Origin of the sequence: Streptomyces sp. NPDC090106 (assembly GCF_044747265.1) — a bacterium.
Classification (GTDB): Bacteria; Actinomycetota; Actinomycetes; order Streptomycetales; family Streptomycetaceae; genus Streptomyces.
Map to the genome: position 1 here is coordinate 138,661 of NZ_JBIVDS010000019.1, position 16,620 is coordinate 155,280.

The 16,620-nt window shown below is 73.0% G+C and carries 18 protein-coding genes; 7 read left to right on the top strand and 11 right to left on the bottom strand.

From position 1 onward, the window contains the following. The first annotated feature begins 8 nt into the window (after window positions 1-8). Complete coding sequence (locus ACIPSE_RS42230; protein ID WP_401674216.1) at window positions 9-602, top strand: TetR/AcrR family transcriptional regulator; 594 nt, start codon at window positions 9-11, stop codon at window positions 600-602. A gap of 54 nt (window positions 603-656) precedes the next feature. Here the strand turns inward: ACIPSE_RS42230 and ACIPSE_RS42235 are convergent, their stop codons facing one another. The 3 genes from ACIPSE_RS42235 to ACIPSE_RS42245 form a co-directional block, all read right to left on the bottom strand. Then, on the bottom strand, window positions 657-1,871 hold the full coding sequence (locus ACIPSE_RS42235; RefSeq protein ID WP_401674218.1) for an acyl-CoA dehydrogenase family protein: 1,215 nt from the start codon (window positions 1,869-1,871) through the stop codon (window positions 657-659). A 6-nt stretch (window positions 1,872-1,877) separates the two neighbouring features. After that, window positions 1,878-2,900 (bottom strand): phosphotransferase family protein, encoded by a 1,023-nt coding sequence (locus ACIPSE_RS42240; RefSeq protein WP_401674221.1) that lies wholly within the window; start codon window positions 2,898-2,900, stop codon window positions 1,878-1,880. Window positions 2,901-3,059: 159 nt separating this feature from the next. Then, window positions 3,060-3,359, bottom strand: a complete 300-nt coding sequence (locus ACIPSE_RS42245) for a hypothetical protein (RefSeq protein ID WP_401674224.1) — start codon at window positions 3,357-3,359, stop codon at window positions 3,060-3,062. A gap of 121 nt (window positions 3,360-3,480) precedes the next feature. Between ACIPSE_RS42245 and ACIPSE_RS42250 the strand changes: the two genes are divergently transcribed. Beyond that, window positions 3,481-4,431: an NADP-dependent oxidoreductase gene (locus tag ACIPSE_RS42250; protein WP_401674227.1), complete on the top strand. Its 951-nt coding sequence runs from the start codon at window positions 3,481-3,483 to the stop codon at window positions 4,429-4,431. An 895-nt stretch (window positions 4,432-5,326) separates the two neighbouring features. Here the strand turns inward: ACIPSE_RS42250 and ACIPSE_RS42255 are convergent. Genes ACIPSE_RS42255 through ACIPSE_RS42270 form a run of 4 tightly spaced genes read right to left on the bottom strand, consistent with a single transcriptional unit; the run spans window position 5,327 to window position 7,509 of the window. Beyond that, window positions 5,327-5,641 (bottom strand): DUF202 domain-containing protein, encoded by a 315-nt coding sequence (locus ACIPSE_RS42255; protein ID WP_401674230.1) that lies wholly within the window; start codon window positions 5,639-5,641, stop codon window positions 5,327-5,329. Then, a complete protein-coding gene (locus tag ACIPSE_RS42260) occupies window positions 5,638-6,030 on the bottom strand; it encodes a YidH family protein (protein ID WP_401674233.1) in 393 nt (130 codons plus the stop codon). The genes ACIPSE_RS42255 and ACIPSE_RS42260 overlap by 4 nt, the downstream gene beginning before the upstream one ends. A gap of 9 nt (window positions 6,031-6,039) precedes the next feature. Further along, window positions 6,040-6,573 (bottom strand): NUDIX hydrolase, encoded by a 534-nt coding sequence (locus ACIPSE_RS42265; RefSeq protein ID WP_401674235.1) that lies wholly within the window; start codon window positions 6,571-6,573, stop codon window positions 6,040-6,042. A gap of 42 nt (window positions 6,574-6,615) precedes the next feature. Then, entirely contained in the window at window positions 6,616-7,509 is an 894-nt protein-coding gene (locus ACIPSE_RS42270; RefSeq protein ID WP_401674237.1) for a DMT family transporter, read from the bottom strand. Between the two features lie 387 nt (window positions 7,510-7,896). Here ACIPSE_RS42270 and ACIPSE_RS42275 point away from each other — a divergent pair, with 387 nt between their 5' ends. The 4 genes from ACIPSE_RS42275 (at window position 7,897) to ACIPSE_RS42290 (ending at window position 11,867) form a co-directional block, all read left to right on the top strand. Then, the gene (locus ACIPSE_RS42275; RefSeq protein ID WP_401674240.1) at window positions 7,897-8,847 is read left to right on the top strand and encodes a hypothetical protein; all 951 of its coding nucleotides are present in this window, start codon (window positions 7,897-7,899) and stop codon (window positions 8,845-8,847) included. A 31-nt stretch (window positions 8,848-8,878) separates the two neighbouring features. Continuing rightward, a complete protein-coding gene (locus ACIPSE_RS42280) occupies window positions 8,879-10,402 on the top strand; it encodes an APC family permease (protein WP_401674242.1) in 1,524 nt (507 codons plus the stop codon). 135 nt (window positions 10,403-10,537) lie between these two features. Then, complete coding sequence (locus ACIPSE_RS42285) at window positions 10,538-11,263, top strand: molybdopterin-dependent oxidoreductase (protein WP_401674245.1); 726 nt, start codon at window positions 10,538-10,540, stop codon at window positions 11,261-11,263. Continuing rightward, window positions 11,247-11,867, top strand: coding sequence for a cytochrome b/b6 domain-containing protein (locus tag ACIPSE_RS42290; RefSeq protein WP_401674247.1), 621 nt, complete (start codon window positions 11,247-11,249; stop codon window positions 11,865-11,867). Before ACIPSE_RS42285 ends, ACIPSE_RS42290 begins: the two co-directional genes overlap by 17 nt. Here the strand turns inward: ACIPSE_RS42290 and ACIPSE_RS42295 are convergent. The 3 genes from ACIPSE_RS42295 to ACIPSE_RS42305 form a co-directional block, all read right to left on the bottom strand. Then, on the bottom strand, window positions 11,778-12,944 hold the full coding sequence (locus ACIPSE_RS42295; protein ID WP_401674250.1) for a hypothetical protein: 1,167 nt from the start codon (window positions 12,942-12,944) through the stop codon (window positions 11,778-11,780). The two genes, ACIPSE_RS42290 and ACIPSE_RS42295, sit on opposite strands and share 90 nt — an antisense overlap. 142 nt (window positions 12,945-13,086) lie before the next feature. Next, window positions 13,087-14,484 carry a GntP family permease gene (locus tag ACIPSE_RS42300; protein WP_401674253.1) on the bottom strand — a complete coding sequence of 466 codons (1,398 nt, stop codon included), beginning with the start codon at window positions 14,482-14,484 and terminating at the stop codon, window positions 13,087-13,089. A 29-nt stretch (window positions 14,485-14,513) separates the two neighbouring features. Then, complete coding sequence (locus ACIPSE_RS42305; protein ID WP_401674255.1) at window positions 14,514-15,044, bottom strand: gluconokinase; 531 nt, start codon at window positions 15,042-15,044, stop codon at window positions 14,514-14,516. A gap of 137 nt (window positions 15,045-15,181) precedes the next feature. Here ACIPSE_RS42305 and ACIPSE_RS42310 point away from each other — a divergent pair, with 137 nt between their 5' ends. Continuing rightward, window positions 15,182-15,883 (top strand): FadR/GntR family transcriptional regulator, encoded by a 702-nt coding sequence (locus ACIPSE_RS42310; protein ID WP_401674257.1) that lies wholly within the window; start codon window positions 15,182-15,184, stop codon window positions 15,881-15,883. A gap of 17 nt (window positions 15,884-15,900) precedes the next feature. Here the strand turns inward: ACIPSE_RS42310 and ACIPSE_RS42315 are convergent, their stop codons facing one another. Beyond that, window positions 15,901-16,275 carry a YchJ family protein gene (locus tag ACIPSE_RS42315; protein WP_401674259.1) on the bottom strand — a complete coding sequence of 125 codons (375 nt, stop codon included), beginning with the start codon at window positions 16,273-16,275 and terminating at the stop codon, window positions 15,901-15,903. Window positions 16,276-16,620: the final 345 nt, after the last annotated feature.

Genomic DNA, 16,620 nt, shown 5'->3' on the forward strand with positions numbered 1-16,620 from the left:
GCGGCCCAGTGCCCAGGACGACGGACGGAGACGGCACGCCCGTCCCGCAGCGGCTGCTGGCCGCCGCCACGCGGCTCTTCGCCGAGCAGGGCTACGACCGCACCTCCGTGCAGGAGATCGTCGAGGCGGCGGGTGTCACCAAGGGGGCGCTCTACCACTACTTCGGCTCCAAGGACGACCTCCTGCACGAGGTGTACGCGCGCGTGCTGCGCGTCCAGCAGGAACGCCTCGACGCGTTCGCGAACGCGGACGAGCCGATCGAGAAGCGACTGCGGGGCGCGGCGGCGGACGTGGTCGTCACCACCATCGAGAACCTCGACGACGCGTCGATCTTCTTCCGCTCCATGCATCATCTGAGCCCCGAGAAGAACAAGCAGGTGCGCGCCGAGCGGCGGCGCTACCACGAACGCTTCCGCGCGCTCGTCGAGGAAGGCCAGGCGGCCGGCGTCTTCTCCACCGCGACCCCGGCCGACCTGGTGGTGGACTACCACTTCGGCTCCGTCCACCACCTGTCCACCTGGTACCGGCCCGACGGTCCGATGGGACCCCAGGAGCTCGCCGACCACCTGGCCGACCTGCTGCTGCGCGCCCTGCGGCCCTGACGCCCCGGACGGCTTCGCAGAACCGCCCCGCGGATCACCGCGGGGCGGTCGCGGTCACAGGTACTTCTTCAGCTCCCGGCGGGCCAGGGACCGCTGATGGACCTCGTCGGGTCCGTCGGCGATCATCAGCGTCCGCGCCGAGGCGTACAGCTCGGCCAGCGGGAAGTCCTGGCTGACGCCGCCCGCGCCGTGCAGCTGGATGGCCCGGTCGATGATGTCGACGACCGCGCGCGGGGTGGCGATCTTGATGGACTGGATCTCGGTGTGGGCGCCCCGGTTGCCGACGGTGTCCATCAGCCAGGCCGTCTTCAGCACCAGCAGCCGCAGCTGCTCGACCTGGACGCGCGCGTCGGCGATCCAGTTGTGCACGACACCCTGCTGGGCCAGCGCCTTGCCGAACGCCGTACGGGAGACCGCCCGGCGGCACATCAGCTCGATCGCCCGCTCGGCCATGCCGATCAGCCGCATGCAGTGGTGGATGCGGCCGGGGCCCAGGCGGGCCTGCGCGATGGCGAAACCGCCGCCCTCCTCGCCGATCAGGTTCGAGACCGGCACCCGTGCCCGGTCGAAGACCACCTCGGCGTGGCCGCCGTGGGAGTGGTCCTCGTAGCCGAACACCCGCATGGCCCGCCTGACGGTGACGCCCGGGGTGTCGCGGGGCACCAGCACCATGGACTGCTGGCGCCGGATGTCGCTCCCGTCCGGGTCGGTCTTCCCCATCACGATGAAGATCTTGCAGTCCGGGTTCATCGCCCCGGAGATGTACCACTTGCGCCCGGTGACGACGTAGTCGTCGCCGTCCCGCACGATGTGCGTGGTGATGTTGGTGGCGTCGGAGGAGGCGACCTCCGGCTCGGTCATCGCGAACGCCGAGCGGATCTCACCGGCCAGCAGCGGCTCCAGCCACTGCTTCTTCTGCTGCTCGTCACCGAACTGGCTGAGCACCTCCATGTTCCCGGTGTCCGGGGCCGCGCAGTTGGTCGCGGTCGGCGCCAGGTGCGGGGACCGGCCGGTGATCTCGGCGAGCGGCGCGTACTGGAGGTTGGTCAGCCCGGCCCCGTACGCCGCGTCGGGCAGGAACAGGTTCCACAGGCCCTGCCTGCGCGCCTCGGCCTTCAGCTCGCCGACCACGGCCGGGGTGTCCCACGGGGAGGCGAGCGCGGCCCGCTGCTCCTCCGCGACGGCCTCGGCGGGGTAGACGTGCTCGTCCATGAAGGCGAGCAGCCGGGTGCGCAGTTCCTCGGTGCGCGCGTCGAACGCGAAGTCCATGTGCGGTCAGCCTTCCTGAAGAGTCGTCAGACCGTGCTCGATGAAGACGGGCACGAGGTCGCCGATGCGGTCGAAGCCGCGGCCGACCGTCTGGCCCAGGGTGTAGCGGTAGTGGATGCCCTCCAGGATCACGGCGAGCTTGAACCACGCGAACGCCGTGTACCAGGAGACCGCGGAGACGTCCCGCCCCGAGCGCGCCGCGTACCGCTCGATCAGCTCGGCCGGGTCCGGGTGGCCCGGGGCCTCGGCGGTGGTGGAGACGGGGGAGTCGGGCATGCCGAGCGGCAGGCTGTACATCACCAGCAGCCCGAGGTCGGTGAGCGGGTCGCCGAGGGTGGACATCTCCCAGTCCAGGACGGCCTTGATCGTGTCGTCCCCACCGATGAGGACGTTGTCGAGCCGGTAGTCGCCGTGGATGACGGTCGCGGCGGGGGAGTCCGGCAGCCGCCGCCCCAGCGTCGCGTGCAGCTCGTCGATGCCGGCCAGCTCACGGTTGCGGGAGGCGTCCAACTGCTTTCCCCAGCGCCGCAGTTGCCGGTCGAGGAAGCCCTCGGGGCGGCCGAAGTCGGCGAGCCCCACCGCCGCCGGGTCCACCGCGTGCAGCTCGACGAGCGTGTCCACGAGCGAGAGCACCGCTCCTCGGGTGCGTTCGGGGCCGAGCGGGGCCAGCTGGTCGGCGGTGCGGTAGGGGGTGCCCTCGACGAACTCCATGACGTAGAAGGGCGCGCCGAGAACGTCCACGTCCTCGCAGAGCAGGAGGGTCTGCGGAACCGGCACGTCCGTCGGGTGCAGCGCGCTGATCACCCGGTGCTCGCGCTTCATGTCGTGCGCGGTGGCCAGGACATGGCCGAGCGGGGGCCGCCGCACGACCCAGCGCGAGGTGCCGTCGCCGACCGTGTACGTCAGGTTCGACCGTCCGCCCTCGATCAGCCGGCCGGTCAGCGGGCCGTGCACCAGTCCGGGGCGCTCGCGGTCGAGCAGCCCGCGCAGCCGGTCGAGGTCGAGGCCGGGCGGATGGTCGGGGCTCATGCGTCGCTCCTCAGGGCGGGTGAACGAAACTGAACCCATCATGCCGACCGGTCGGTATGCCGTCCAGTGCGCCGGACGAAAGTGATCCGGGCCACGATAGGCCGACAGCTCCCCCGCGCGGTGCGCCGGGGAGCTGTCGGATCGGTCCGGGAGGGGGCGTCAGTGGTCGTCCCAGTGGCCGTCGTGCGCGGCGTGCCGGTGCCCGTCGTGGAGGTAGTCGACGTGGTCGCCGTGGAGCACGCTCTCGTGGCCGCAGGCGTCGCCGTGCCGGTGCTCGTGGGCGTCGTGCGCCACGTGCTCGCCCGGCTCGCACTCGTCCCAGTGGCCGCCGTGCTCCCGGTGCAGATGCCCGCCGTGCGCGTAGTCGACGTGGTCGCCGTGCGGCACGGCCGTGTGACCGCAGTCCGGGCCGTGGGCGTGCGTGTGGGAGGCGTGTTCCTGGTGGAGAGTCGTGCTCATGCTGCTCACCTTCGGAGATACCTGAGGTCGTGCCGATGACGTCGGACAGGCTGCCACGCGAACGCCTCATATCGGGGCATCCCGGTTGCGTGGCGTGCGTGCACCCCGGAGGGTCGGTGCCATGAAGGGCATCAGCTACTCACGCTACGGCGGGCCCGAGGTGCTCGCATACGGGGAGGTCCGCGACCCCAAGGTCGGGCCCGACTCGGTGCTGGTCAAGGTCCGCGCGGCGGCCGTCAACCCGGTCGACTGGCACTGCCGCGAGGGCCACCTCGACCGTCTCTTCGACGCCGTCTTCCCGGTGGTCCCGGGCTGGGACGTCTCCGGCGTGGTCGTCGGCCTCGGCTTCGACGTCACGGAGTTCGCCGTCGGCGACGAGGTCATCGGCTACTGCCGGGAGGACTTCCTGTCCCGCGGCACCTTCGCCGAGTACGTCGCCGCCCCCGTGCGCACCCTGGCCCGCAAGCCCCGCACCCTCTCCTTCGAGCAGGCCGCGGGGCTGCCCCTCACCGGCCTCACCGCGTACCAGGTCCTCGTCAAGGCGCTCCAGGTCAGGCGCGGCGACACCGTCCTCGTCCACGCCGCGGCGGGCGGCGTCGGCTCCGTCGCGGTCCAGCTCGCCCGCCACTTCGGCGCCCGCGTCATCGGTACGGCGAGCCCCGCCAACCACGACTACGTGCGCGGCCTCGGCGGCGAACCCGTGGAGTACGGCGAGGGCCTCGCCGAACGCGTCCGGGGCCTGGCCCCCGAGGGCGTCGACGCCGCCTTCGACACCGTCGGCGGCGACACCCTCACCGTCTCCGCGAACCTCCTCGCCCCCGAGGGCCGTCTCGCCTCCATCGCCGACGCGGAGGTCGTCTCCTACGGAGGCCGCTACTGCTGGGTCCGCCCCGACGCCGAGGACCTGGAACGTCTGTCCCGGCTGGCCGAGCAGGGCGTGATCTCGGTCCACGTCTCGCACACCTTCCCCTTGGAGGAGGCGGCCGAGGCACAGCGCCTGAACCAGGAGGGCGGAACCCGCGGCAAGATCGTCGTCACGGTCCCCTGGGAAACGGACGACGAGGAGCCGTAGACCCTGACCGCACACTCCCGCGCGCCCTGCGGCCGGACGACGGGAGCGTGCGGACACGCCCTGAACCGTGACGGCCCGACGCCCCGAAAGGCACCGGGCCGCCCGCAGGCCGGAGGTGCCGGTCGGCGAGGTGGCCCGGGAGCATGCCCATGGGCCGTCGGCCGACTCTCGCCTTCGGCTGGGGCGGCCGGGAGGCCGTGCTCGCTCGGGGTCGGTGGCGTTTCGAGAGGCGGCGAGTCGTGCGTGCGCGGGAGGCACCGGTCGCGAGGGCCGCCGGTCGTAGGCCGGTGAGGCGGTGGGGGTGTCACGGGCCGGGCATGTCCACGGACCGTCGGCCGGCTCTCGCCTTGGACCCGGGGTGTCCGGGAGGTCGTGGTTGCCCGGGGTCGGTGGTGTTCCGAAGGTGGCGAGTCGTTCATGCGCGGGAGGCGCCGATCCGTGAGGCGGTTAGGGGGCTGGGCATGTCGATGGGCCGTCGGCCGGCTTTCGTCCTGTGCCGGGGGTGGCCGGGAGGCCGTGGTCGCTCGGGGTCGGTGGTGTTTCGAGAGGCGGCGAGTCGTGCGTGCGCGGGAGGCGCCGGTTGCGGGGACCGCCGGTCGTAGGTCGGTGAGGCGGTGGGGGTGTCACGGGCCGGGCATGTCCACGGGCCGTCGGCCGGCTCTCGCCTTGGACCCGGGGTGTCCGGGAGGTCGTGGTTGCCCGGGGTCGGTGGTGTTCCGAAGGTGGCGAGTCGCGCGTGCGTGGGAGGTGCCGGTCGACGGTCCGTGAGGGGGCAGGCGAGTGTGGGGGGCGAGTGCGTTTCGCGAGGCGTCGGTGCTGCGCGGGGCCCGTCGGGTGGCTCTCGTTCTTCGGCGGGCCGGCCCTCGGCCCGGGGAGGCCGGGGGCGCCCGACCCGCTAGAACACCAGCGCCGCCCCGAACACGGCCAGTGCCACCGTGCACAGCGCCGCCGCCGAGGCGTGGCGCGCGGTCAGGCGGGGCGGCGCGGGGGAGGCGGTGAGGGCGCGGATGCGCCGGTGGGCGAGGAGGAGGAAGCCGAGCCAGAGCACCGCGCACAGCGCGCAGGCGACGACACCGAGGGGGGAGGGCCCGCCGTGCAGGGCGGTCTTCGCGGCGAGGACGGCGGCGACGGTGCCCGACAGGGTCGTACGGCGCCAGGCGAGGCGGGTGCGCTCGGGCTGGAGGCCCGGGTCGCGGCCGGGCGCGCTCATCCCGCCCAGCCGGCCAGCACGACCACGACCATCGCGAGCGCGACGACCGCCACGACCAGGCTCAGCACCGCCGGGAACCGGGACACCGGCAGGTCCTCGCCGCGCCGCATGGCCCGCTCGCAGCGTACCCAGTGGTTGACCGCGCGCAGCGAGCACAGCACGCCCGCCGCGAGCAGCGCGAGCGCCAGTCCGACCCGCCAGCCCCAGCGCAGGTCGGGCAGGAACTGGTCCACGGCGAAGCCGCCGCCGATCAGCGCGAGCGCGGTGCGCAGCCAGGCGAGGAACGTGCGCTCGTTCGCCAGGGAGAAGCGGTAGTCGGGGGTGCCGCCCTCCTCCCGGACCTCCTCCGGGGCGAACCACAGGCGGGCGTTCCGTACGAAATCGATCACGGCACGACTCTATCCAGCCGCCTCGGGGCCGCCGCCCGCCCGGTGCTCCTTCCAGAGCTCGTAGGCCGCCAGCCCGTCCGGCACCCACTCCCACCGCGGCAGCCGCCGCTCGACCTCGTCGTCGGTGAGGAAGCCGTGCCAGGCGACCTCCTCGACCTGCGGGCTGACCGGCAGGGCGCAGCGCACCTGGTACACGGCCGACCACCAGCTCTGGCCGGCGCCGTCGTCGTAGAGGAACTTGAAGAGGAACTCGGGGGCCGGCAGGCCGGACACCCCGAGTTCCTCCTCGGCCTCGCGCAGCGCCGCGTCCTCGTAGGACTCGCCCGCGCCGACGACGCCGCCGACCCACATGTCGTACAGGGAGGGGAAGACCAGCTTGGTGGGGGTGCGGCGGTGGACGAAGAGGCGGCCCTCGGGGTCGCGGGCCTGGATGAAGACGCACCGGTGCCGCAGACGGCGGGCGTAGGCCTCGCCGCGCGGGGACCGGCCGACGACCCGGTCGTTCTCGTCGACGATGTCGAGGATTTCGTCAGCAGAGCTCATGGGCCCCATCCAAGCAGGACCCCGGTGGAGCGAGCGTGGCCTTCAGCTGGGCTGGAGATCGCGCGCCGGGGCCCGCCGGGCCGGCCCGCACGGCATCGCCGGGTGCAGCCCCAGCAGCACGATGCCCACCACGACCGCGGCGAGCCCCGCCGCCTCCCAGGCCAGCGCCCCGGTGTCGGTGCGCAGCCGGTCGCCGAGGAAGCCGACGCCGCACAGGATGCCGGCGAGCGGCTGGGCGGCGGTCAGCGCGGGCAGGGACATCCGCAGGGAGGCCGTCTCGAAGGCGCTCTGGACGAGGACGAGACCGGTGACCCCGAGGGCGAGGACGGCGTACGGCTGCCAGCCCGTCAGCACCTCCGCCAGACCGCCGTCGGCGAAGCGCTGGCCGCTGACCCGGGTCAGCGCGTCCTGCACGCCGTACAGCAGTCCCGCCGCCACCGCGAGCAGCGCCGGGCCCGAGCTGAGCCGGGAGCGCTTGGCGTACGTCGTGAGCAGCAGCGCGAGGCCGATCATCGCGCCGATGATCAGCCACTGCCGGAAGGGGTCCTCGAGGGCGCTGCCGCCGTGCGGTTCGCCCGCCACGATGAACGCGGTCACCCCGCCCGCGAGCAGCGCGAGCCCCGCCCAGCCCTGACGGCCGAGCGGCTGCCGGGTCTGCTTGCGGGACAGGGCGAGGGCGAAGAGGAGGTTCGTGGCGAGCAGCGGTTCGACCAGGGACAGCTCGCCCTGTCCGAGCGCGATCGCGCCGAGGACCATGCCGGCCACCATCAGGCCGATGCCCCCGAGCCAGCGGGGGACCTTCACCAGGTCGAGGAGCAGGCGCGGCGACAGGAAGTCGTTCAGGGGTGCCCGCTGGGCCGCGTTCTGCTGGAGGACGAAGCCGAAGCCCAGGCAGCAGGCCGCGCTCACGGCGAGAACCAGAACCAGAACCGACACGCTGCGTACCTCGATCACTCGGCCGGGCCACGGGGTGGGTTTGAGGGTTGACTGTAGCGCCGTCGGGCCCGGAATGCGTCCCGTCATCGTGAAGGCGACCACGCGGACGACGCCATGGCGTACGCCACATCCACGCGGCGTCCCGGGCCGGGTACCCGGGTTGAGCAGTCACAACTGCCTCACAAGTCGCGGCAGTTGACGCGTGTAACGGAAAAACCGACCTTGACGGGAAGTGTTGGTCGGGGGTTTGCTGTGCGTGATCAGTCGCCCACGCACTGATGATCATCCGCCCGGATGCCGGTCATCGGTCGCCCTCGCGTGGGCAGCCAGCCGTCCACCAGCAGATATCCGACGTCGAAGTCCACGTCGCGTGAGGAAGTCTCCGCGGTGTCACCACCTCCGCCACCCCTGGGCCGCGGTCGCCGGCGAGCGGTCCGGTCCTTCGACGCCGCCCTCGACGACGCCGAACTCGTCACCGCCCGCACCGCGTTGGTCCAGGGCCGCTGGCAGATCGCCCGCACCCTGCTGGCCCGCACGGGTGACGACTGGGACCTGCGCGGACACCGGGTCACCGGGCTCGCTCTGGAGCCCTCCAGCGCCGCCTGGGCCCGGGACTGGCTGCTCGCCGAACCCGAGTCCGCCGACGCCCTGGTCCTGCTCGCGCTCGCCCAGGTCCGGCGCGCCCTGGCGGGCAAGGAGAAGCCGGACCGCGCCCGCGAGGCCTGCCGCGCCGCCGCGGACCGCGCCCCCGCCGACCCCACCCCCTGGCTCGGCATGCTCATGCTGGAGCGGGGGACGACCGGCGCCGAGAACGCCGTCCGTCTGTTCGACGAGATCAGGGCGCGCCACGGCGACCACCACCACGCCCACCATCTGATGGTCGCCCGCCTCGCCGAGCACCGCGCCGCCGCGGGCCCCGACCCGCTGCACGAGGTCTACGACTTCGCCAACTGGGCCGCCGAGCAGGCCCCCGCCGACTCACCGCTCGCGATCCTCCCGGTCGTCGCCCACGCCGAGCGCTACCGCGTCCTGGCCACCGCGGGCCATGAGCCGCCCGACCCGGTCGCCTCCGGGCACTGGGTGGGACGCCGCGCCCGCCAGGTGATGAAGGCCGCCTTCGACTGGTGGCTGGAGTGGGAGCACGAAGGCCATCCGCGCCGCCTGGTCGACCTCAACTTCCTCGCCCACGCCAAGGTCTGCGAGGGCCGGGGCGCCGAGGCCGCCGCCCTCTTCCACCGCATCGGGGAGCACCCCACCGCGGCCCCCTGGTCCTACCCCGAACGCGACCCGCACTCCGCCTTCCGTGCCGCCCGCGACCAAGCGCTCGGCACGGTGTGACGCCCCAACCCCCGGAAAAGGACGGTCCCCCGTGACAACGGAGAGTTCGAGCAGAGCCGACGCCATCAGCACGTACAAGGGGCATGAACGGGCCCTGCGCGCCGACCGCCTCGGCACCGGAGGCCTGCTGCTCTCCGTCCTCGCCGCGACCGCGCCCCTCATGGTCGTCGCGGGTGTCATGCCCACTACATTCGCGGTGATGGGGATCGTCGGACAGCCCCTGCTGTTCGTCGTCCTCGGTGTCGTCCTGATCCTCTTCAGCATCGGCTACGCCGAGATGAGCCGGCACGTCCACAACGCGGGCGCGTTCTACGCCTACATCTCCCGCGGCCTCGGCGGCACCGCCGGCGCGGGCGCGGCCCTCGTCGCCCTGGTCGCCTACAACGCCCTCCAGGTCGGCATCTACGGCATCTTCGGCTTCGAGGTCTCCGGGCTCTTCGCCACCTACGCCGACCTGGAGATCGCCTGGTGGATACCGGCCCTGGTCGCCGCGCTCGCCGTCGGCGCGCTGGGCTGGCTGAAGATCGACGTCAACGCGCGCGTGCTCGGCGTGCTGCTGGTGATCGAGGTGGCCCTCGTCGTCATCTTCGACATCGCCGCCGTCGCCGACCCGGCCAAGGAGGGCCTGTCCCTGCACGCCTTCGACCCGGGCACCCTGACCGGCGCGGGCGTCGGCACCGCGCTCTGCTTCTGCATCGCCGCCTTCCTCGGCTTCGAGCAGGCGCCCGTGTACGCCGAGGAGACCAGCCGCCCGCACATCCTCGTGCCCCGGGTGATGTTCCTCGCCGTCGGCGGGGTCGCCGTCTTCTTCGCGCTCAGCAGCTGGGCCCTGACCGTCGCCACCGGCCCCGCCGCGATCGTCGGGGAGTCGCAGAAGCAGAGCGCCGGACTGCTCTTCGGGCTCACCGAGTCCCGGCTCGGCGCCACCTTCACCGACGTCCTGCACGTCCTGTTCGTGACCGGCATGTTCGCCGCCATGCTCAGCTTCCACAACGTCGTCGCCCGCTACTCCTTCGCCATGGGCCGTGAGGGCCTGCTGCCCGCCGCGTTCGGCCGCACCACCGGCTCCAGCGGCGCCCCCGGCACCGGCTCGCTCCTGCAGACCGCCGTCGCCGTGGTCGTCGTCGCCGGCTTCGCGATCGCCGACGACAAGCCGGTGGGCGACCCGACCGAGCCCGTCCTGCACCTGTTCACCTGGGGCGGCAACATCGGCGCGCTCGGCGTGATCCTGCTGATGGCGGCGGCCTCCTTCTCGGTGGTCGTCTTCTTCGCCCGCCGCGGCTCCGCGGGCGCGCAGGCCTGGCGCCTGGTCACCTCCGCGCTCGCCGGAACCGCCCTGCTCGTCATCGCCGGCTACACCGTCAAGGACTTCGACGTCCTCGTCGGCGCGGGCCCCGACTCCACCCTCAGTCTGCTCCTCCCCGGCATCATCGCCCTCGCCCTCCTCGCCGGCGTGGCCCAGGGCCTCGTCCTGCGCTCCCGCTCGCCCGAGGCCCACGCCCGCATCGGGCTCGGCAACGAGGCGTTCCAGCTGGAGAAGGAGGCGGGGGAGTAGCGGACGCCGCCCGGAGCCGTGGAGGGCGGGCCGAGCGCGGCTCCCCGGAGGGAGCGTCTGAGAAGGTTCTTACGAAATGCTGTCGTCGCCCGCGAATCCTGGCCCGCCGGGGCTCGCGGGTGTTCGAATGGGGTCGTGGATTCCGAACGACCAGAGGAGCAGGGCCGGCCCATCGGCCGCCGTGTCCTGCTCGGCACTCTCGGCCTCGGCGCGCTGGGCGTGGTCACCGCACCCACCCTTCAGCGCGGCCTGGAGGCCTTCCTCGGCAGCGCCGCCGACAAGGACCCCACCGGGCTGACCGGACTGCTCCCCAACGGCGGCGGCTTCCGCTACTACTCGGTCACCTCCTCGGTGCCCCACAAGGACGCCTCGGACTACCGGCTCACCATCGACGGCCTCGTCGACCGCCCGGCCACCCACACCCTCGCCGACCTGCGCGCGATGCCCCAGACCCGGCTGGTCAAGGACGTCCAGTGCGTCACCGGCTGGCGCGTCCCGGACACCCCCTTCGAGGGCGTACGGCTCTCCCACCTGCTGGACGCCGCCGGGGTGAAGGCGCGGGGCACGGCCATCCGCTTCTCATGCTTCGACGGCGCCTACACCGAGAGCCTCACCCTCGACCAGGCCCGCCGCGCCGACGTCCTGATCGCCCTGCGGATGCAGGACAAGGACATCGGCCACTCCCACGGCGGCCCCGTCCGCCTCTACGTGGCCCCCATGTACTTCTACAAGTCCGCCAAGTGGCTCTCCGGCATCACCGTCACCGAGGACGTGGAGCCCGGCTACTGGGAGGAACGCGGCTACGACGTCGACGCCTGGGTCGGCCGGTCGAACGGACGGGACGATGAACCCACGAACTGACGCCCCGCCGCGGACCCGGGTGCGGCGCTTCGGCCGCTCCCAGCGCTGGGTGCACCGCGCGACCGCCGTCCTGATGGGCCTGTGCGTCGCCACCGCGGCCTGTCTCTACATCCCCCAGTTCGCCGAGCTGGTCGGCCGCCGCGAGCTGGTGGTGACCGTCCACGAGTGGGCGGGCCTCGCCCTGCCCGTCCCGGTCCTCGCCGGGCTCGTCTCCCGTGGTTTCCGCGCCGACCTCGGCTTCCTCAACCGCTTCGGCCCGCACGACCGGGTCTGGCTGCGCGCGGCCCTGCGCCGGGACAAGCGGCGCTCGGCCCGGCCCGCCGGGAAGTTCAACGCGGGCCAGAAGATCTACGCGTCCTGGATCGCCGGCGCGAGCCTCGTCATGCTCGGCACGGGCCTGCTGATGTGGTTCACCCACCTCACCCCGATCCAGTGGCGCACCAGCGCGACCTTCGTCCACGACTGGCTGGCCCTGACCCTCGGCATCGTCCTCGCCGGTCACATCGGCATGGCGCTAGGGGATCCGGAGGCCCGCCGCGGACTGCGCACCGGGTCGGTGAGCCGGGAGTGGGCCGAACGGGAACACTCCCTCTGGCGCCCCTGAGAACACGTCCCCCGGCCGCCCGGGGAAGTCGCCCTGCGGCGTCACCGCTTGACTCTCCACAGGTGACGGCGACGGCGAGCTCACGGGCTCCGGCGCGTCGACGACGAACGCGTCCCGCGCCGTCACCTCGACGTCCCCGAGCGTCACCGTGACATCGACCTGCTCGCCGGGCTCCAGCTCCGGCACGACCGCGTTCAGCACCACGTCGTCACCCGAGGCCGAACCGAACGCGGGCGGTCCCGCCGAGCCCTGTCCGTCGAGCGACACCCGCCCGTCGCGCAGGAGTTCGGCCCGGTCGAAGTAGAGGCCGGTCAGCTCCACGCCGACGACGTCACCGGGCCGTGCCCGGCCGTCGCCGCCGGAGTCCACCCCGGAGATCCGGTACGCGCACGCGGCCTCGGTGCCGGAGGGCGCCGTCAGCCGGACCGTGGCGGCCGGGTGGCGGCGGTGGAAGTCGAGCAGACCGCCGAGCACGGAGTACGCGGCGCGGCCCTTGCAGGTGTCGGCCCGCCCGGAGAGCGCGGCGTAGTCCTTCGCCGCGGTGTCCCAGCTCCCGCCCTGTCCCTGCACGGCGAGGCACGCGGTGGCCAGACCGCGCAGCAGCCGCCAGTCGCCGTCGGCGGGCTGGGCGGGCAGGCCGGCCAGCACGGTCCGGCACCGGCCGGGCGCGCGGAGCCGGTCGTACACGCTGGAGGGGTCCGAAGCGCCGTCGGAATCGGGCGAGTCGGGGCCCGGGGGGAGCCAGGCGGGGCTCCGGGGCGCCGGTTCCTCCGCCGAGGGGGTCGGCGTCGGCGTGGGGGAGGGCGCGGCGGGGGCCGGTGCCGCGCCGGGGGTGCGGGAGACCGCCGGGCCGAGCGCCTTCAGGTCGGGTGTCGGCAGCACCGGGGCCGACGAGGGCAGCGGCACTCCGGTGGGCCACAGGGGCGCGGTGCCCGACGGGCCGGCGGTGACGATCCCCCGTCCATCGCGGCTCCCGTCCGCCGTGCCGCTCCCGTCGCCCGTGAAGGCGGCGGCGGCCACCGCCACAGCCCCCACCACGAGCAGCCCCGAGATACGCATCCCGAGGGAAACCGCCATGACGCCCCCCGACGCGGTAGACCCCCGGGCCGATGCCCGGGGGCCTTCCATCATCGGGCAGCCGGCGCCCGCACGGAAGCCGGTTCCTCGAACCTCGTACCGTCGTACGACCGCCGGGCCGCGCGGGCGACCGCCACGCGCGCTACATCAGCAGCGAGAGCAGCAGCACCAGAGCGCCCGCCACCACGGAGATGATCGTCTCCATCACGGACCAGGTCTTGATGGTCTGGCCGACGTCCAGGCCGAAGTACTCCTTCACCAGCCAGAAACCGGCGTCGTTGACATGGCTGAAGAAGAGCGAGCCCGCGCCGATGGCCAGGACCAGCAGCGAGGTCTCGCCGGTCGACATGCCCGCGGCGAGCGGGGCGACCAGACCGGCCGCCGAGACCGTGGCCACGGTCGCCGAACCGGTCGCGAGCCGGATCGCCACCGCGATCAGCCAGGCCAGCAGCAGCGCGGGGATCGACCAGTCCTTGGAGATGTCCAGGATCATCTGGCCCACGCCGGTGTCGATCAGCGTCTGCTTGAAGCCGCCGCCCGCGCCGACGATCAGCAGGATGCCCGCGATGGGCGCGAGGCCCTTCTCGACGAGGCCCGAGACCCGCTCCTTGGCGAACCCGGCGGGCCGCAGCAGCGTGAAGATGCCGACCAGCACGGCGGCGAGCAGGGCGATCAGCGGGGAGCCGACCACGTCGAAGACGCGCTGCACGGTGTGCGTCGGGTCGTCCACGACGATGTCGACCAGTGCCTTGAGGAGCATCAGCGCGACCGGCAGCAGGATCGTGGCGAGCGTGGGCCCGAAGCCGGGACGCTTCTCCAGGTCCTCCGAGGGACGCTCGGGGATCATCCGCTCGGGGGCCCGTACGTCCACCCAGCGGGCCGCGTACCGCGAGAAGAGGGGACCGGCGACGACGACCGTCGGGATCGCGACCAGGACGCCCAGCGCCAGCGTGACACCGAGGTCGGCCTGCACGGCGTCGATGGCGACCAGCGGGCCGGGGTGCGGCGGCACCAGGCCGTGCATCACGGAGAGACCGGCCAGCGCCGGGATGCCGATGCGCATCAGCGAGTAGTTGCCGCGCCGGGCGACCATCAGCACGACCGGGATCAGCAGCACCACGCCGACCTCGAAGAACAGCGGCAGACCGATCACGGACGCGATCAGCACCATCGCCCACGGCATCGACCGGCCGCCCGCCTTGGCGAGGATCGTGTCGACGATCTGGTCGGCGCCACCGGAGTCGGCGAGCATCTTGCCGAGGATGGCGCCCAGCGCGATCAGCACGCCCACGCCGGCCACGGTCGTGCCGAGCCCGCCCGTGAAGCTGGTGATGACCTTGTCGAGCGGTGCCCCGGCGAAGGCGCCGAGCGCCAGCGAGCCGATGGTCAGCGACAGGAACGCGTGGAGCTTGAACTGGGTGATGAGCAGGACGATGACGGCGATGCCCGCCAGCACGGCGATGCCCAGCTGGGCATGGCCGGCCGAGGTGATCGGCTCGACGGTGTCCGCTGCCAGCAGCTCGACGTTGAGTCTGGTCACGGGGATTCCCTTGCAGATACGGGACGGTCTTAACGGTGGGTGGAGTGCGGGAGACCGGACAGCGCCCGGGCGGCCCGCCCGGTGATCTCCTCGGGGCTGCCGGTGACGTCCACCACGACCCCCGCCTCGTCCTCCTGGAGGGGCTGGAGGGTGGCGAACTGGGAGTCGAGCAGCGCGGTCGGCATGAAGTGCCCCTGCCGGTGCGCCATGCGGTCCTCGATGAGGGCGCGGTCACCGGCCAGATGCACGAAGACGAGGCCGGGGGCCGCGGCGCGCAGCCGGTCGCGGTACGCCCGCTTCAGCGCCGAGCAGCTGACCACCCCGCCGAGCCCCGCCCGTCCGTGCGCCCAGGTGCCGAGGGCGTCGAGCCAGGGCCACCGGTCGTCGTCGGTGAGGGGGGTGCCGGCCGTCATCTTGGCGATGTTGGCCTGGGGGTGGAAGTCGTCCCCCTCGGCGTAGGGGACGCCGAGCCGGGCGGCCAGCAGGGGACCGATGGTCGTCTTGCCGGTGCCCGCGACCCCCATGACCACGACGACGTGGGGGGCGTGTGGGGTGTTCATCGCTGCCTCGCTGTCTGTCGGCCCGGGAGGGGTACCTCGTCCACGCCACTGAAACCCATTAGGTACGACGAATTCAAGAGTCTGTGACATATAAGTCTGACTTTTTGTTCCGGTGACGTGCCGCGTACGCTGAGTGCATGAGCACACCCGGCCGGGGGCTGCACGGCCAAGTACTGGACACCCTCGGGCCCGCGATCACGGCCGGCGAGTACCCGCCCGGCAGTGTCCTGCGCACGGACGAACTCGCCCAGCAGTTCGAGGTGTCGCGTTCGGTGATGCGCGAGGCGGTGCGCGTCCTGGAGTCCATGAACCTCGTCGAGTCCCGCCGCCGCGTCGGCGTGACCGTCCGCCCCAAGGCCCGGTGGAACCTCTACGACCCCGAGGTCATCCGCTGGCGCCTGGCCGGCGAGGACCGCCCGAGCCAGCTGCGCTCCCTCACGGTGCTGCGCTCGGCCATCGAACCGGTCGCCGCCGCCCTGGCCGCGCAGCACGCCACGGCCGAGCAGTGCGCCGAACTCACCGAGTGCGCCCTCGGCATGGTCGCCCACTCACGCGGCCACCGCCTGGAGGGCTATCTCCTCCACGACATCGCCTTCCACCGCGTGATCCTCAACGCCTCGGGCAACGAGATGTTCGCCCGGCTCGGTGACGTCGTCGCCGAGGTCCTCACCGGCCGCACCCATCACGAGGTCATGTTCGAGGACCCCGACCCGGCCGCCGTCACCCTCCACGTCCGCCTCGCCGAAGCGGTCCGCGCCCGCGACACCGCCCTCGCCGAGAAACTCACCCGGGAGATCACCGCCGGCGCCCTGGAGGAACTCGACATCCTGGCGCCCTAGGGGGTGGTGCGTCGCCCCTACTCGACGAAGTCGCCGTCCACATACACCCAGGCCCCGTCGACCCGCTCGAACCGGCTCCGCTCATGCAGCGAGCCGCCCGCGTACGACGCCCGGAACTCCACGGTCCCGGCCGAGTGGAACGCCGTCCCGTCCGTCGCTCCCAGGATCTCCAGGCCGGTCCACCGCATCCCCGGATCCAGGTCCAGCAGCGCCGGACGGGTCCGCGGATGCCAGGTGCGCAGCAGATACGCCGGGTCCCGGGTCACGAACGCGCTGTACCGCGACCGCATCAGCGCCTCGGCGGTCGGCGCGGCGGCGGCACCCGAGTGGTACCGCCCGCAGCACGCGCCATAGGACCCGGCCAGACCACAGGGACACGCACGCGCACTCATGCCGCCCATTGTGCCGGACGGCCCCCGACAGCCCCGCTCGCCCCCGGGTCCGGTCCAGCGCATCCCCGGGGCCGGGTCATCGCTGGCCGATGCCCCCGCGGCCTTCGACCGAGAGGCGCCCCACCGCGTCGCCCGCCGAGGCGGCGGCTGACCGGCCACGCACGCCGCCTCGCAGCCGCGGACGCCGAGCCCTCGCTCGCCGGCGGCACCCCGCACGGCCGACCCGAACGGCCTGATCCGCCGGACGGCCCTAAAGGGTGTTGCACAAGGCGCTGAGCTGGGCACCTTCCGTGTATGGCTGGGGTTTTACGTGCTGAGCGGGTGTGGGTGGAGACGTTCACGGGG